The sequence below is a fragment of the Fulvivirga ulvae genome, assembly GCF_021389975.1.
Lineage (GTDB): Bacteria > Bacteroidota > Bacteroidia > Cytophagales > Cyclobacteriaceae > Fulvivirga > Fulvivirga ulvae.
The window spans coordinates 6,620,296-6,639,440 of the sequence record NZ_CP089981.1 but is presented as its reverse complement, the minus strand read 5'-3'; the positions used below and the strand labels follow the sequence as shown (position 1 = coordinate 6,639,440).

Below are 19,145 nucleotides of genomic sequence, written 5' to 3'. Positions count from 1 at the left end.
ACGCATAAATTCTGAAAAACTAATAACTCAGTCTGTTTAATAATTGATCTAAAAGAGAGAAGACCTATGTCTACAAAATCAATGCTTGATAAGAAGGCGCTGGAAGCCAACAATAATCTAAGAGCTAAAAATCATTGGAAGCACCGTTTTGAAAGCTTTCAGATGCAAACTTATTTTAAAGGTTACCCAAACACCCCCTCGCATCATGAAAATGAACAGACTGAGTTTACTGTAAAAGCAGAACAGGGCTTAAAGGAACTTCTGCACAAAGTTTCTGCCTCAGATAAAGGAAAGCACCTTGTACTTCTTTCTGCTTTAAGTGTTTTTATACAAAAATGCTCCTCATGCGATGATGTATGCATTTTTACTTCCCTTTACAATGACTATTCAGGTGCTCGGCACCTGAATACCATTCTTCCGGTAAGAACAAACCATTTCTCAGATCTGTCTTTTGTCGGATTTCTGATGAAGGTTAAAGACACTGTTGTTGAAGACATGAAATATTGCAACTATCCTGTAGAAAGGATGTTGGATAAATCGCTAAATGAGTTGAGCCTGGGGCCATCAGTAGCCATGGTGCTGGAGGAACTTCAGGATGCTTCCGTTCTGGACGAATTATTACCCGATTTGCTCTTCAAATTTAAGGTCAACAAGGAGTTGTCTGTAAAGATTTGCTACGAAGCAGCTAAGTTTGACAAGGAATACCTGGAAGGGATAGTTAATTTATATTTTAGTTTACTGTATAAGCTGCTCTCCGATGTCAATGCAAACCTCTCAGATGTAGAACTCATTACCCAAAAGGAGAGAGCGCTCATTCTTGGGAATTTTAATAATACCCGGCTATCTTTTGAAGAAAGTCGCAGTATTGTCTCTGCCTTTGAAATGAGGGTGGTGAAATCCGGAGAGGCTCTGGCACTGACGTATAATGGAAAAAGCCTTACCTATGCTGATCTGAACGGCAGAAGCAACCAGTTGGCCCATAATATACTGAAGCTGGATTTGCCCGCGGAAGCTGTTGTAGGTATTATGCTTCCACGTACGGAGTCTCTTTTGATCGGTATTTTGGGAGCGCTGAAAGCAGGCTGCACGTATGTGCCAATAGACCCTGACTACCCTGAAGATCGTATAGACTACATCGTGAAGGACAGCAGGCTTAGCCTGATGCTGACCAGTACTGAGCTATTGGAAAGGGCAAAGCAACATGGAGCGCAATTAAAGGCACTCGATGTCACCGCGGCATCCATATCAGAAGAAAGCACTTATAATCCTGAGGTAGTAATACCACCATCACGGTTGGCTTATATGATCTATACTTCCGGTTCAACCGGGCGCCCTAAGGGAGTGATGATTGAGCACCGGAGCGTTATCAACTTCATGGAAGGGATGGCTGAGCGTATTCCTATGGATGAAAACTCTCGTATACTCTGTCTGACCACTATTTCATTTGATATATTCGTATTGGAAAGTATAGTTCCATTTCTATTGGGACATCAGGTAGTACTGGCCGGCAATAGCGACCAGAAAGATCCGGAGGCACTTTGTGCACTTATAAAATCTGAAGGAATAAACCAGGTGCAGGTTACTCCGTCACATCTTAAGATGTTGTTATCATCCGGTAGTATTGAAGAAGCTTTACAAAGTGTAGGCACATTAATGGTGGGAGGCGAAAGTTTTCCCATGGACTTACTGAACAATCTTCGGAAAAGATACCGGGGTAGGATTTATAATATGTATGGCCCTACGGAAACTACAGTATACTCATCAGCACAGGAACTCACTACTGCAGCGCAGATCGACATAGGTACACCTATAGCGAACACTACAATGCTTATAGTAGGAGGAGATGGCCAATTACAGCCCATAGGTATAGCCGGAGAGTTGTATATCGGCGGTATGGGAGTTGGCAGAGGGTACTGGAATAAAGAGGAGCTTACCAGGGAACGTTTTATAACTGATCCTTCCGGGGTTTCGGGTCGCTTTTATCGTACCGGTGATTTGGCGCGCTGGATGCCAACAGGTGCTATCGAATACCTGGGTCGCATTGACAACCAGGTCAAGATCCGGGGTTATCGCATAGAGCCGGGAGAGATTGAGAACCAATTGCTCACCAAATCAGAAGTTAAAGAAGCTGTAGTCTATGCTCATGGCACCTCCGGTGAGCAGATGCTGGTAGCCTATTACGTATCATCAGCGATGATAGAGCCGGCAGAACTTCGCAACCACCTGTCACAGCGGCTACCCGACTACATGATTCCCTCATACTTCATGTATCTGGACAAGTTCCCGCTGACTCCTAACGGTAAAATAGACAGAAAATCTTTACCAGCTCCCGAGTTAATCAGCAGTACTGAATATGTTGAGGCATCAGATGGAACAGAAGAACAACTGGTAAGCATCTGGGCGGAAATTCTGAAAACCAATCCGGAATCTATCAGTGTAACACGCAGCTTCTTCGAGTTGGGCGGACACTCCTTGCTGGCCAGTTTGCTGGTAAATAAGATTCACCAAAAGCTGGGTATGGTTATGCCGTTGCGACAGATATTTCATCATCAGGATATCCGTAGTCAGGCACAATATCTTAACACTCAGGAACAAACCACCTACAAGGCTGTTGAGAAAGCTGCCGACCGGCCTTACTACTCATTGTCTTCATCACAGAAACGTTTGTATGTACTGCATCAACTCGATAAAGATTCAACGGCCTACAATATGCCTTATACGGTTAGGCTAAAAGGTACGCTTGACAAAGAAAAAATAGTGGATGGTTTCAGGAGTCTTATTAAAAGACATGAAAGCCTTCGCACCTCATTCCATGCTGAGCATGACCACCCGGTACAGAAAGTATCCCCTCATTGCGACTTTGAAGTACAATACTACAGGGCTGTTGAGCAGGAAGCAGAAGCATGGATCCGCAGTTTCATAGCACCCTTTGACCTGAGCCGGGCGCCACTTATGCGTGCCGGAGTGATAGAGCTGGCGGAAGCAGACCACATATTGGTGGTAGATATGCATCACATCATCACTGATGGAATATCCCAGGGCATACTGATGCAAGATTTTACGCACCTCTATAACGGTGATGCCCTTGAACCCCTTGAGCTTCAATATAAAGACTTTGCCGAATGGCAGCAAGACCCCGTCCGGCAGGCATCTTTTCAGGAGCAGAAAAATTTCTGGATCAGCGAGTTTTCTGAAGGAGTTACCTCTATGGATTTGCCAACCGATAAAGTTCGCCCTTTGGTAAAAAGCAGCAAAGGAGGTAGTGTAGATTTTGCGCTAAGTGCAGCAACTACACGCAGGCTGAATGAAATTGCGAAGACGGAGGGCACAACCCTCTTTATGCTAATGCTTTCTATCTACAATGTGATGCTAAGTAAATTAAGCAGCCAGGAAGACATTGTAGTTGGCACCCCTGTAGCAGGCCGGCAACATGCAGACCTTGAACGGGTGATCGGTATATTTGTAAACACCCTTCCTCTTCGCAACTATCCTGCGGGTGATAAGAGTTTCCGGGACTTTCTGCACGAAGTTAAAGAACGTTCTCTGACAGGCTTTGAGCACCAGGGCTATCCTTATGAAGAACTGATTGATGAAGTGAAAGCTGACAGGGCTGTTAACAGGAACCCGTTATTCGATGTGATGTTTGTGTTTCAGAACCAGGAAGACGCCGGGGCGAAGATAAGGGGCCTTGAACTCATACCATACAGTAGCACCCGAACAGTTGCCAAGTTCGATTTGACGTTGACAGCGGCTGAGAACACCTCCGGTATGAAACTGAGTTTTGAGTATTCAGCCGATCTGTTTACTCCTGAAACCATTTCAAGGTTTATCAGCTACTTCCAGCGCATAGTTGAATCAGTAACAGCCAATACTGAGCAGCAGATATCAGAAATAGAGATCATGTCTGATGAGGAGAAGCATCAGCTGCTGAACATGTTCAACCATACAGCCGTCGCCTATCCCGGAGATGAAACTATTATCACCCTGTTCGAAAAACAGGTAGAATTGAACCCTGACAACGTCGCTGTCAAATTTGAAGGCAGGAGCATCACCTATATAGAGCTGGACCAGGCCTCAACCCGTTTGGCAGCCACTTTAAGATATAACGAAGTAAAGCCTGATGATATTATCGGTCTGCTTACGGACAGGTCCATTGAAACAGTGATAGGTATGATGGGTATATTGAAAGCCGGAGGGGCCTACCTGCCTTTAGATATTGAGTATCCCAAAGATCGGCTGGCGTATATCATTGAAGACAGTGGTACAAGAGTGGTTGTATCGTCAAAAAAACTGGAGCATGACATAGAACATAACTTACCCGTTGTGTTTATAGAAGAAGCTCTGGAGAAGGAACAGACTGCAGTCGGTCATATCAACAAGCCTTCCGACCTCTGCTATGTGATTTACACTTCCGGTACAACCGGAAAACCCAAGGGTGTGATGGTGGAGCACCGCAATGTGGTCAGGTTGCTGTTTAATGATAAGTTTCAGTTTGATTTTAATTCCGCTGATGTATGGACCATGTTCCATAGCCATTGCTTTGACTTCAGTGTATGGGAAATATTTGGAGCCCTGCTCTACGGAGGTAAGGTAGTGATCATCCCTAAGCTTACGGCCATGGATACAGCCGCATATCTGGAGATATTGCAAAAGGAAAAAGTTACTGTCTTAAATCAAACCCCCAGTGCATTTTACAACCTGATCCAAAAAGATGCGGATGATGCTGACAGAGCACTTAGTTTGAGATATGTAATCTTTGGTGGAGAGGCACTTAGTCCGGTTAAGCTAAGAAGGTGGTATGCAAAATATCCGCACATTAAGCTGGTCAACATGTTTGGAATAACCGAAACTACCGTGCATGTAACGTATAAAGAAGTTGGAGAGTATGAGATAGAAAATAACATCAGCAATATAGGAAAACCTATCCCCACCTTGTCGGTCTATGTGTTGGATAAATATAAAAGACTTGTGCCCCGTGGAGTGGCAGGCGAGTTATACGTAGGAGGAGAAGGTGTTTCCAGGGGGTATCTGGGTAATAAAACCCTTACAGAGCAGCGTTTCATGGTTAACCCTTACAACCCTGAGGAGAGGCTATACTTCTCCGGGGATATGGCCAGAATACTCAACAGCGGAGATCTGGAATATATTGGCAGAAGTGATCACCAGGTGCAGCTCCGGGGCTTTAGAATAGAACTTGATGAAATAGAAGGCCAGTTGGCAAGGCACGAACTGGTCAAAGACTGCGTGGTGTTGGTCCGTGGTGAGGAGGAAGCAAAATATCTGATCGGCTATTATGTTACCGGGCAGGAAATCAATGCTGCTGAACTAAGGGATTTTCTGTCAATTTCTCTGCCTGATTATATGGTGCCAACATACTTTATGCAGTTAGAGAAGATTCCCTTAACCAATAATGGAAAAGTAGACAGAAGGGCGCTTCCGGCCCCCGAACTAAAACAAAATGAAAACTATGTGGCCCCTGAAAACGAACTGGAAATTCAGTTGGTGGATATTTGGGCCGATGTGCTTGGCATAGAAGCCAAACTTATAGGCGTTGATACCAGTTTCTTTGAACTTGGAGGCCACTCCCTGAGAGCTACCGTTTTGGTCAACAAGATCAGCAGGGAGATGGAAGTGGAAGTACCACTGCGGGAGATATTCCGATGTCAGAACGTACGTCTGCTGGCACAGTATATACATACTCAGGAGCGGGTTTTGCACTCAGCAATAACCCAGGCCCCGAAAAAGGAATACTATGCACTTTCTGCAGCCCAGCGCAGGTTATATTTCCTCTATGAGTTCAGCAAAATATCACTGGCCTATAACATGCCTCAGATCATGAGGTTTAAAGGCGGACTAAATAAAGAGCGATTGCAGGATACTTTTGATCAGCTTATACTAAGACATGAGAGCCTTCGCACTTCATTTGTAGTTGTTAACGATGAGCCTTTGCAGAAAATAAATGATTCTGTTGCCTTCCGGCTTGAGTACTTCCTCGCTTCGGAAAAAGAAGAGGCAGATATCATCAATGGATTTATCCGACCTTTTGATCTTGCCCGGGCACCATTGATCAGGGTTGGTCTGATAGAACGTAGTAGTGAGGAAGGCATTGTTGACCAGGTGCTGATGGTAGATATGCACCACATAATTACGGACGGAGTATCTCAGCAAATACTGGTTAGCGATTTTATGGCAATTTACCACGGAGATATTTTACCCCAGCCAGAACTACAATATAAAGACTATGCCGAATGGCAGCAAAGTGCTACTCAGCAAGAGCAGAAAGCCAGACAAAGGAACTTTTGGATGGAGGCTTTTGCCGATGAGGTTTATACCTTGGAGCTTCCCACCGATTATCCAAGACCGAGGGTTATGGATAACAAAGGAGATACCCTGGGTTTTGAGTTGAGCAGGGAGCAGACCCGGGCTCTGATGGCTATTGCAGAAGACCACGGTGTAACCATGTTCATGGTTGTACTTTCATTGTATAACATTTTGTTAGCTAAGCTTGGAAATCAGGAAGACATCGTTGTAGGAACTCCCGTGGCTGGCAGACAACATGCTGATCTTGAGAGGATGATTGGAATGTTCGTAAATACACTGCCTTTAAGGAACATGCCTAAGGCGGAGGTTCGCTATAATGACTTCTTGTCTGATCTGAAAACAAGAAGCCTCTCGGCTTTTGAGCATCAGGCATACCCATATGAAGAACTGGTTGATGACCTGAAGATTGAGCGGGATACGAGTCGCAATCCCCTGTTTGATGTTATGTTTTCATATCAGAATATCGATACCTCAGATCAGCAGATGCATAATATGGAAGCCGAAGCCATACATGGAGACCATAAAGTATCAAAATTTGATCTAAGTCTATTGGCAGGGGATAATGGAGAGCAAATATTCCTAACATTCGAATATGCTACCTGTCTTTTCACCAGAGAAACTATTCATAGGTTTGCAGACTATTTCGAAAGAGTTGTAAATGCAATAACTGATGATATCAGCATTAGAATTGGAGATATAGAAATTCTCGCTGATACGGAAAAGCAGGAACTTTTAACTGCGTTTAATGACACTGAAAAAAGCTATCCGCACCATGCGACTGTGGTTTCATGCTTCATAGAGCAAGTGAAAAGAACACCAGATGCCATTGCTATCAGGTATGGCGATTCGGTACAGACCTACCAGGAAGTAGAAGAACAGTCTGATAAAATAGCCCGATACCTTAGGTCAGTTCATGGAATTGACCGTGGAGATCTGGTAGGTATCATCCTGCAAAGGGATGAATACCTGATACCGTGCTTGTTTGGGATATTAAAGGCGGGGGCAGCTTATGTACCTGTAGACCCGGTTTACCCCGGCGATAGGAAAGAAGCTATCATTATGGACTCTGGAGTTAAGTTGGTTATAGCCGGAGAGGGCATGTACAAAGGCCCGTCTTTTGAAGGTACGGAAATGGTAACACCGGAGGATACATTGGTTGACATTCCTGCCATTGCCACCGAACTTTTGAATGTAGAAATAGACCCGGAAGATTTGGCTTATGTCATCTATACCTCAGGGTCTACGGGCAAACCAAAAGGAGTGATGATTGAACATGGGGCACTGATGAATATTGTGGCGTGTATGCAGGAAAAGTACCCCTTAGAGTATGAGGATAGTTATTTGATGAAAACATCGCACTCATTTGATGTTTCCTGTGCTGAGATATTTGGCTGGTTTCATCAGGGAGGATCTTTAACGCTTTTAGAGTATGGAGCTGAGGGCAACCCGGGCAAGATCATAGAAGCTATCGACAAATACAATACTACTCACCTCAATTTTGTTCCTTCCATGTTTGCAGTGTTTGTAGACGAGCTTAAAAGGGAAGGCATAGAGAAGGTCAGTAGCGTCAGGTATTTATTTCTGGCAGGCGAGGCATTGAGTACCGAGTTAGTTAAAGCGTTTAAGGCTCTGAATACGAATATAGTGCTGGAAAACATTTACGGTCCTACAGAAGCCACTATTTATAGCTGTGGATATTCCACCGGCAGTGCTGAAATCTCAGGACGTATCCCGATAGGAAAGCCACTAAGCAATGTCACATTGTATATACTGGATAACCAACTGAAACTACAGCCTGTAGGAGTACCCGGAGAGCTGTGCATTGGCGGTGCAGGTCTGGCAAGGGGTTATTTAAACAATGAGACACTTACAAAGGAGAAATTCGTAGACAATCCTTATAAACCAGGTACCCTGATGTACAAAACCGGAGACCTTGTACGGTGGGACAAAACCGGGAATGTGGATTTTTTGGGTAGAATTGATCACCAGGTCAAGATCAGGGGGTTCAGGATAGAGTTGGGCGAAATAGAACACCACCTGGCCACATATAACGGGATCAGTGAAGTATTGGTAATGGCAAGGGATAAGGGAGGCGATAAGTACCTTGTAGCCTATTATGTTTCGGGAGAAGAGATAGCGGCTGCCTTACTAAGCGATTTTCTTAGAGATCTTTTACCAGATTACATGGTGCCTTCCCATTATGTACACATGGAGACCATGCCACTCAATGCCAATGGCAAAGCCGACAGGAAGGCCTTACCCGAGCCGGAAACAGACCAAAGTGACTATGTAGCTCCGGCAACACCAACAGAAGAGTCATTGATTGGCATATGGTCTGGTATTTTAAAGCTTGAACCGGAGCAAATTAGTGTAACGAAAAGCTTCTTTGAGATGGGAGGCCATTCTCTGAAGGCAGCGAGTGTGATCAACAGGATCAGCAGGGAGATGGGAGTGGAGGTACCCCTTCGGGAAATATTCAGATACCAGGATGTCCGTTCATTGGCACAGTATATCGAAACCAGGGGTCGCGGTACACATTTGGAAATCACCAAAGCACCAAAAAAGGAATACTATGCCTTGTCTGCAGCTCAGAGCAGGCTGTATTTCCTTTATGAGTTTAATAAAGCATCATTGGCCTACAACATGCCTCATGTACTCAAAGTTGAAGGGTTAATAGATCAGGAGAAACTGGACAGGACATTCCGTAGTCTTATCGACCGTCATGAAAGCCTGCGTACTTCGTTTATTATGGTGGATGGTGAGCCTGTTCAGAAAATTGCAGAACAGTTTCAATTTGAAATAGAACATTTCAGTATCTCTGATGATGATGAACAAGATGTAATCAAAGCCTTTATACGCCCTTTTGATCTGGAAAAATCACCGTTAATACGGGTAGGATTATTACCAATAAGCCCTGGAAAACATCTTCTAATGGTGGATATGCACCATTTGATATCCGATGGTGTTTCGTTTGGCGTTTTGATCAACGACTTTATGTCGCTCTATAACGACGAAACATTACAGCCATTAGAACTTCAGTACAAAGACTACTCAGAGTGGCTGCAAAAAGATGAACACAAAGCAGCAATACTCCGGCAGCGGCAGTTTTGGCTAACCGAATATTCGGATGAAGTGAATACCCTGGATCTGCCTGCTGATAATCCACGACCATTGTCAAAATCATTTAGAGGAGAATCTGTATCTTTTGAAATAGACAGAGAAGAGACCGGCAGACTAAAACAGATCACTGATACAGAAAGTGCAACTATGTTTATGGCAGTACTTTCCATGTTCAATATCCTTCTGAGTAAGCTTGGTAATCAGGAAGATATTATTGTAGGAACACCTACTGCAGGTCGTAACCACGCAGACCTGGAAAATATGATTGGTGTTTTTGTTAATACACTGCCTCTGCGTAATCAGGTGGCTGGCAACCTGTCGTTTGTGCAATTCTTGTCCCAATTGAAAGTCAAAACGCTGGCAAGCTTTGAAAACCAGGAATACCCTTATGAAGAACTTGTTGATGAACTCAAAGTGCCTAGAGATGCAGGACGTAACCCGCTATTTGATGTTATGTTCGTTTTTCAGAATATTGAAGAATCGGTGCTGGAGCTTCCGGGGTTGTCCTTGAAGCCCTATCACAGCGGCTACTCCATATCAAAATTTGATCTTACCCTTTCCTCGGCAGAGGTTGACGGGAAACTTGTTATGAACTTTCAGTATTCGACAGACTTGTTCAAAGAAAGCACCATTAAAAAGTTCATTCAGTATTTTAAGCAAATAGTATCTGAGGTGACGTCTAATCCGGAGGTCAGGCTCTCTGAAATAGAGATACTTTCTGAAGGAGAGAAAGATCACCTCTTGCAGGCGCTTAACTACCTTAATGTAGACTTCCCGAACGACAAGCTCATACACCAGTTGTTTGAAGAGCAGGTCGCCAGATATCCCGATAACATAGCCTTGGAGTTCGGAGATGAGCAACTGACTTATAAAGAATTAAATGAGAAAAGTAACCAACTGGCGTGGTTGCTTCGAGACAAAGGAGTAGGCCCGGATGCAATAGTTGGACTGTTGACAGACCGGACTATAGAAACTGTCGTGGGTATGCTGGCAACATTAAAAGCCGGAGGAGCATATTTGCCAATAGATGTGGATTACCCCGAAGACAGAATAGAATATACCCTGGCGGATAGTGGTGTCAACATCCTCCTTACCACGGAAAAAGAAGTGAAGTACCCGGTGACCGCTTTAAACATAGCCGTGGCGGATACATTGGCTTATTCGAAAAACAACCTTCCCTGTATTAGCCGGCCTGCTGATATGTGCTACATTATTTACACTTCAGGTACCACCGGTAACCCGAAAGGTGTAATGATTGAGCACCGCAATGTAGTTCGTTTGCTGTTCAACGATGAACTTCAGTTCGATTTCAATAACCATGACGTATGGACTATGTTCCATAGCCATTGCTTTGACTTTAGTGTATGGGAGCTGTATGGAGCCTTGCTTTATGGAGGTAAGCTGATTATTATCCCCAAAGAGATATCCCGGGAGCCATCACGCTTTTTGAAGGTGATACAGGAGAAGAAAGTTACCGTACTTAACCAGACCCCTTCTGCATTTTATAACCTGATTGCTGTGGATAGCATTGATGCTCAAAACCGGCTAAACCTGAGATATGTGATATTTGGAGGTGAGGCATTAAAGCCTTATAAACTGAAGTCATGGAATGAAAAATACCCTGATACCAAGCTGATCAATATGTATGGTATTACCGAGACAACCGTACACGTTACCTATAAAGAAATAGGAGCCTATGAAATTGAGCACAACCTTAGCAATATAGGAAAACCTATACCCACGCTTTCATGCTATGTTTTTGATAATAATCTTAAACTAGTTCCATTGGGAGTGAAAGGTGAATTGTTTGTAGGTGGAGATGGTGTAGGAAGAGGCTACCTCAACAAAGAAAGCCTAACGAACCAACGATTTATTAAAAATCCTTATAACCCTGAAGAGAGGCTATACCGCTCCGGAGATGGTGTGCGGCTTACGTCCTCCGGAGAGATGGAATATTTGGGAAGACTGGACAACCAGGTAAAAATCAGAGGGTTCAGGATTGAGCTGGGGGAAATTGAAAGCCAGGTGCTTAGGTGTGATGATGTAGATGATGCTGTGGTTATAGACCGGAAAGACAGAAATGGTAACGTCGCCCTTCATGCATATATTGTTAGCGAAAAAGGCGTGGAAATTTCCGAATTAAGGTCTTACCTGGCGGGCGTGTTACCTGACTATATGATACCTGCCTATTTTGCTTTAATTGATGAAATACCACAAACCTCTAACGGTAAAGTGAACAGGAGAATGCTTCCGGAAATAGAGATATCCCAGGAAGGCCTTTTTGCCACACCGCAGAATGAGATGGAAGCGCGACTGACGGAAATATGGTCAGGTATACTCAAACTGGAGGCAGTGAGTACCACCAGTAATTTCTTCAGTCTTGGAGGCGACTCTATGGTGGCGATAAGGTTAATTGGTGAAATCAATAAGCACTTTAACACCAAAGTGAGTATTGCAGAACTGTTTACACATCCTACCATTGTAGAATTTACCAAATGCCTGGAAAAGGCCATGACCACCTCCGGTGATGCAGACCAGACAGGTAAAATAAGACAAGAGCTTGAGGAAAGAAAAAGATCAATTTTAGCTCAAAATAAGGAGTTGGATGCTTCGCAGATTGAAGACATATACCCCGCCGCAGATATCCAGAAAGGCATGCTCTTTCATTCGATGAAAGATCCCGGTACCTACCATGATCAGATGGTAAATATTGTGAAGTTTCCGGATATGGATCTTTCAGTGTTGCATCAGGCTTTGCAGTTAATGGTGGAGAAACATCCTATGCTACGAACCGGCTTTTTTCAGGATGAAGATGAGCTTTTTCAAATCCTTTATAAGACAACTGATGCCAAAATATCTCATTATGACCTTTCAGGTCTGAGTGAGACCCGGCAATACCAGTCCGTTAATGACTACCTGTATGATGACAGGGCAGATGCTTTCAAATATGAACAACGTGGCCTTTGGCGATACACAACTTTTGCACTGGGCAATGATAATTATTGTGTATGCTTTATATGCCATCATGCCATCATTGACGGCTGGAGTGATGCCTCGCTGAATACAGAGCTTAACAACCTGGTTGTTGCCCTCAAAAAGAATCCTCAATTCAGGCCTGATGCTTTAAAATTCACCTATAAAGATTTTGTTATTGAACAAATTAATGCCGTTCGCAGTAGCTCCGTTATAGACTACTGGCAAAAAGAATTAGATGGGTACAAGAGGTTTGAGTTTGATATAAACGGGGGACAGGCACCTCAACTGATCACCCGGGCAAAGAAATTTCCGGAAGATCTGAACGCCGGACTGGTCGCTAAGGCGAAAGAACAGCAGATGAGTATTAAAAATATATGCTTTGCGGCTTTTGTGTATTCTTTAAAAATGTTTGCTTACGAAGATGATATCACCATCGGGCTTATCACCCATAACCGTCCGGCCCGTGAGGATGCTGAAAAGGTAATAGGGTGCTTTCTCAATACAGTACCTGTAAGGATCATTGTGCCCCATGAAGCCACGTGGAAGCAATATGCGTTGCAGGTAGATCGCAAACTGAACAAACTGAAGCAGTACGATAAAATCTCACTTTCCAGGATTGTAGAGGTGATCAGGGAGCCGTTTAACGGAGAGAATCCGATCACTGACATTATTTTTAACTATACTGATTTTCATGTTTACAATAGCATGGAAGAGCGTGATATGGGAGAGCTAAAAGCTGAAAATTCCAGACAGAACGAGCAAGGGGTCAGTACAAATATGGGAGGAGCATTTGACAACTCGCTGTTCTCCTTTGCGGTAGATAAAACTGCTGGTGACCTCAGGTGCGTAATGGCCTATTTTACCTCATTTATGGATGAGGAGACTGCTGACAAACTATTTGACTACTTCATAAAAACACTTTCCTGTATAATAGATACACCTGATGAACGGATGGACAGTGATGACATTCTTACAGTTAAGGAGGCTCATGAACTACTTCATGATCTTAATCAAACCAAACTGGATTTCCCTAAGCGATCGCTTACTTCAGTCTTTGAAGAGCAGGTTAAAATATCGAAGCAAAGCATTGCGCTGATCCATAATAACGTTCAGATTACCTATCAGCAGTTAAACGAGAAGGCTAATCAATTAGCAAACCATTTGCGCAGGCAGGGAATAGGAGAAGGAGATATTGTAGGCATAAGCCTGGATAAAACCGTAGAGTTGTTTATAGGCATCATTGGTATCCTCAAGACAGGGGCAGCCTACTTACCTTTAGATCCTGCGCATCCGGAAAGCCGTAATTTGCATATCATTCGCGAAAGCGGGTTGGTAAATCTGATCACGAATAATGCTAATGTTGAAGTTTATCAAAAGCATATCAGTATTACAGACATTGATGGAGAGGCCATAAAACAAGAAGATGAAAAGGATTTGACGCTGTCAATTTCCGAGGAAAGCATGGTCTATACCCTTTACACTTCTGGCTCTACAGGCAACCCCAAAGGGGTAATGATCAGGCACAGTGCTGTAGTAAACCTGGTCACTTCCCAGACGCGGCGGTTTGGCATTAATAAACATGACAGGATACTGCAATTTTCTACTATTATTTTTGATGCCTCTGTTGAGCAGATGTGGTTGGCCCTGCTGAATGGTGCAGCCCTTGTATTGCCAGATAAAAACGCATTGAGTGATAATGTTCGTTTCAACAACTACCTTAACGCACACCAGGTAACACACATCCATGCCACACCATCCTTTTTGGAAACGATAGAGCTTGATAATTCCACAACAGTTAAACGTGTAGTATCGGGAGGAGAGGAATGTCGCAGGCAGATAGCTAATAAATTTTATGGACTGTGTGAATTTTACAATGAATATGGTCCCACTGAAACTACGGTTACCTCCACCATTAAACATATTACGGAGGAAAGCAAAGGCAGGATATCCATTGGAAGGCCTCTAGATAATACCAGCATTTTTATTTTAGATAAAAACAGAAAATTAGTGCCTAAAGGTGTTAAAGGAGAGCTGTACATAGGAGGAGAGGGATTGGCATCAGGTTATCTTAACAATAAAGTACTGACAAGCGCGAAATTTGTAAATAACCCATATCAGCCAGAGACACTGATATACAGTACAGGAGACCTGGTCAGGTGGAACCCGGAAGGTGATTTGGAATTCTTTGGCAGATTGGATCACCAGGTTAAAGTCCGGGGATTCAGGATCGAACTTGGAGAAATAGAACATCAACTTGCGACCCATGAACTTATCAGTGAAGCAGTGGTGATTGCTTTTGAAAAATCGGGAGACCGGCAACTTGTTGCATATTATGTAGCGGAGCAGCCATTGGAACCTGAGACAATGAAAAACTACTTGTCGCATCTGCTTCCGGAGTACATGGTTCCGGTGAAGTACATTCGTCTTGAGGCCATGCCACTTACTGCCAGTGGCAAAGCAGACAGAAAATATTTACCTGACCCCGGTATCGTTACAGAGGCATATACATCTCCGGCCAGTGACCTCGAGCGCAAACTGGTCAGCATTTGGGCAGAAGTACTTAAACTGGATAGCGACCAGATTAGCGTTACCCGCAGCTTTTTCGAATTAGGCGGGCATTCACTACGCGCAATAGCATTGGTTAACAAACTGTTTAAGGAATTGTCTGTAGAAGTGCCGCTAAGGGAAGTATTTCGTCATCAGGCGATCAGGACTCTCGCTCAGTATATTCTGTCGAAAGACCAATCCGTATTCAGCGCCATAGAGAAAGCAGAACCAAGAGCATATTATCCTTTATCAGCAGCACAGAGGCGACTATACTTCCTGTATGAGTTCGATAAAGCATCGCTCGCTTATAATATGCCCCAGGTAGTGAAATTCAAAGGAGGCCTGAACAGAGTGCAGTTGCAGTCAGCGCTTGAGCAGTTGATTGGCAGACATGAAAGCCTGCGGACCTCTTTTGTGATGATCGATGATGAACCCCGGCAAAAGATACATACAGCCGTAGATTTCAGGATAGAATATTACAGGGCTCATGATGAGGATGTGCAGGGCATAGTCCGTGAATTTATCAGGCCGTTTGATTTGGGTGAGGCTCCCCTGTTAAGGGTAGGCTTGATCACCAGTCCTGATAAGGATGTGGATGATCAGGTACTGATGGTAGATATGCACCATATTATAACTGACGGAGTGTCTCAAAACATACTGGTGAATGAGTTGATGGAACTTTACAATGGAAGTTTACTTCCGGAACCTAAATACCAGTATAAAGATTATGCCGTGTGGCAGCAAAGCGCTGATCAGCAAAAGGCAAAGGCTCGTCAAAAAGCCTTCTGGTTAAGCATGTTTGAGGATGAACTGCACCCACTTAACCTGCCATCTGATTTTGTAAGGCCACTGGTCAGGCACGACCATGGAGCATACTTTGCCTTTGAGTTGAATTCAAACGAGACCCAGGGCTTGCGGGCCCTGGCAGCTGCGCAGGGTACTACCATGTTTGTAGTTGTCCTGGGTATATACAATGTGCTTTTGAGTCGGCTGGGCAACCAGCAAGATATCGTAGTAGGCACACCGGTGGCAGGCAGGGAGCATAGTGACTTGGAAAATATGATCGGTATGTTTGTTAACACACTGCCACTTCGTTTCAGAGTCGGTGCAGAGCTTGATTTCAAAAGCTTGTTGGCAGAGATGCAGGCCGTAACCGTTGCTGCTCTTGATCATCAGGCATATCCTTATGAAGAACTTGTTGAAGCCCTTAATATCCATCGCGACACCGGCAGAAACCCGCTCTTCGATGTCATGTTTTCATTTCATCACCAGCAGGAAGCAGATAAGGGGCCGGGTGAATTAAGCGCTGAGCCATACCCTCTGGATACCACGGTTTCGCAGTTTGACCTGACCCTGACAGGCTCTGAGGGGAAAGAGAATATCCGACTTGGGTTTGAATATTCTACCACCCTGTTTCGGGAACAGACTATAAAAAGGTTTGTTGCGTGCTTTAAGTCCATCGTGGCAGCAGTGGTTGGTGATGATCAGATAAAGCTTGAAGACATCAATATCCTTTCTGAAGAAGACCTCGGGCTGATTGCCGGATTTAATGATACGGCTGTGGCTTATCCTTCAGATACCAATGTGGTAGACCTTTTTGAGAAGCAAGCCAATATTTATAGCAACAGACCTTGTATTACTTGCGGAGGACGTACCTTGACTTATCATGAGTTTAATGAACAGGTAAACCGGCTCGCAAATTACCTGATTTACACCAAAGGGGTGCAGGGCGAGGATATCATAGGCATCTATGTAAGTCGCTCACCGGAAATGTTGATAGCCATGATGGCTGTATTGAAATCCGGAGCAGCTTATGTGCCGCTGGACCCTGAATACCCGGCCGGGAGAATAAAAGCGATGATCCATAAGGCAAAGCCCAGGCTGGTTATTACAAATTTATATCAGGAACTGGCTGCTATGGAGAAAAACATAGAAGCCATTGATTTAGTCGATGGTCAGAATACACTCGATGAAATGGCAACGGATAATCCTCCCGCGGCAATAGATAGTCGCAGTGCCGCTTATGTGATCTTTACATCAGGAAGTACGGGTAAGCCCAAAGGCATCATCATCGAACACGAATCCCTGCTGGATTATGCGCTTACCTTTAAAAACTATTTTTCAGTTACAGAAGAAGACAAGGTTATTCAACAGTCCTCCATTTCTTTTGATACGGTAGTGGAAGAGGTATTTCCTGCACTCATTTCCGGGGCATGTGTGTTTATTATGCCTTCCGGCGGTCGTGATATTGACTATATGGCAGAGGCTATTGCAACCTGTAATGCCACCTTGTTAAGCACTACACCGCTTGTGCTCAATGAGCTAAACCATTACGCAGATAGGTTAAGCAGCCTGAGAGCCATCATCAGCGGTGGTGATGTTTTATTGCCGCGTCATATTGATAAGCTGTTTGAAAAATATCCGGTATACAATACCTACGGACCCTCTGAGTCAACCGTTTGTGCAACATATAACCGTATTACGGACATTACCAAAACATCACATATAGGACAGCCCATAGCCAACCGGGAGGTTTATATTATCAACAACAACGGGACCATGTGCCCGGTAATGGTTCCCGGTGAACTTTGTATTGCGGGGAAAGGCCTGGCCCGTGAATATCTGAAAAGGCCACAATTGACTCGGGAAAAGTTTATTAATAATAAACAGGTTTCGGGAAAACGACTTTATAGGACAGGAGACCTGGCCAGATGGATGCCGGATGGTAGCATAGAATTTCTCGGCAGGGCTGATGATCAGGTGAAAATACGGGGCTACAGGATTGAGCCCGGGGAAATAGAGAAGTGGCTCGTACGGCATGAGCGTGTAAGCGAAGCAGCGGTTATGGCAAAGGGAAGTGAAAGCGCCAAGTATCTCGTAGCCTATTATGCAGGCAAGAATATTGAGAGCAGTGACCTGCGCGATCACCTGGCCACAAATTTACCGGCATATATGGTGCCTGCATACTTTGTGGAGATGGAAAAACTGCCTGTTACTCCGAATGGCAAACTGAACAAAAAAGCACTTCCCGATCCTGTGGAAGAACACCAGGTAGAAATTGTGATTCCTGAGACTCCGGAGGAGGGGCGGTTGGCTGCTATCTGGGCTGAAATTCTGGAAATAGAAGTTAATAGGATAGGTGTGAACCAAAACTTCTTCGAATTGGGAGGGCAGTCGCTCAAAGCCACAAAAATGGTTCATCGTATCAATAAAACCTTTGGAAGTGAAATTTCCCTGGTAGATTTATTCACATCGCCTACAATAACAGGCATTATCCCGAAGATCCAAAAGAGCAGAAGGCCACTGGCCGTTGCAGGAGAGCTCCTGACTCTTCTGAAGCAAGGAACCCCTGCTGACCACAAACTCTTTTTTATCCATGATGGCAGTGGTGATGTACAAGGATATGTCGGTTTGAGCAGGCATATCAGTGACCATACATGCTGGGGTTTGAGAAGCCCGTCCCTGAGCAATGTTGCCCCTCTGAATCTGAGTGTTGAGGAACTGGCGTCACTATACATTAACCAGATGAAAATGGTACAGCCGGAGGGCCCATATAAAGTGGCAGGGTGGAGTACAGGTGGCACCATAGCCTACGAAATAACCCGGCAATTGGAAGCTGACGGAGAAAGGGTTGATATCCTGATCATGATAGACACCATTTTGCCATTTGAGTGCAGCGAAGAAGTGACACCATTCAATGCAAAGACAGAAAAGACACTTTTGAAAGAGGTACTTGCCGGAAGGCATGAAGTATTGGAAAGACTGGAAAGTATGCAAGAGGTGTGGGAGCAGGCCATAGAGCTGTTCTCTGGTCTGTCTGATATGGGGCCGGTGAAGGGGATGGTACCTGGAGACATAGTGCCGCTGATACCAGACTTTGACAATATCGATGTGCGACAGATGATACTATATCTCAACACCATCAGAACCCTTGATAATGCTGTATTACGCTACAAAATCAAAGGGAAGCTAAAGGCAGAACCAGTATATGTAAAGGCGGAAGATACAGACTATGGTATAGAACTGCTATCAGAAAACTTTGAAAAGGAAATAAATTATATAGAAGTAGACGGGGACCATTTTTCCATACTCCGGGAGCCCGGAGTTAAAAGGGTTGTGGAACAAATAGACTTCAGCCTTAATAATCGAAACAAGTCAATTCCGGAAGGAGTGTAAAGCAA

Annotated in this window: 1 protein-coding gene; it reads left to right on the top strand. The window is 44.3% G+C overall.

Annotation, left to right across the window (positions count from 1 at the left end; all coding sequences use genetic code 11):
* Positions 1–66 precede the first annotated feature (66 nt).
* Positions 67–19,140 carry a non-ribosomal peptide synthase/polyketide synthase gene (locus LVD17_RS27070; protein WP_233763345.1) on the top strand — a complete coding sequence of 6,358 codons (19,074 nt, stop codon included), beginning with the start codon at positions 67–69 and terminating at the stop codon, positions 19,138–19,140.
* Positions 19,141–19,145: the final 5 nt, after the last annotated feature.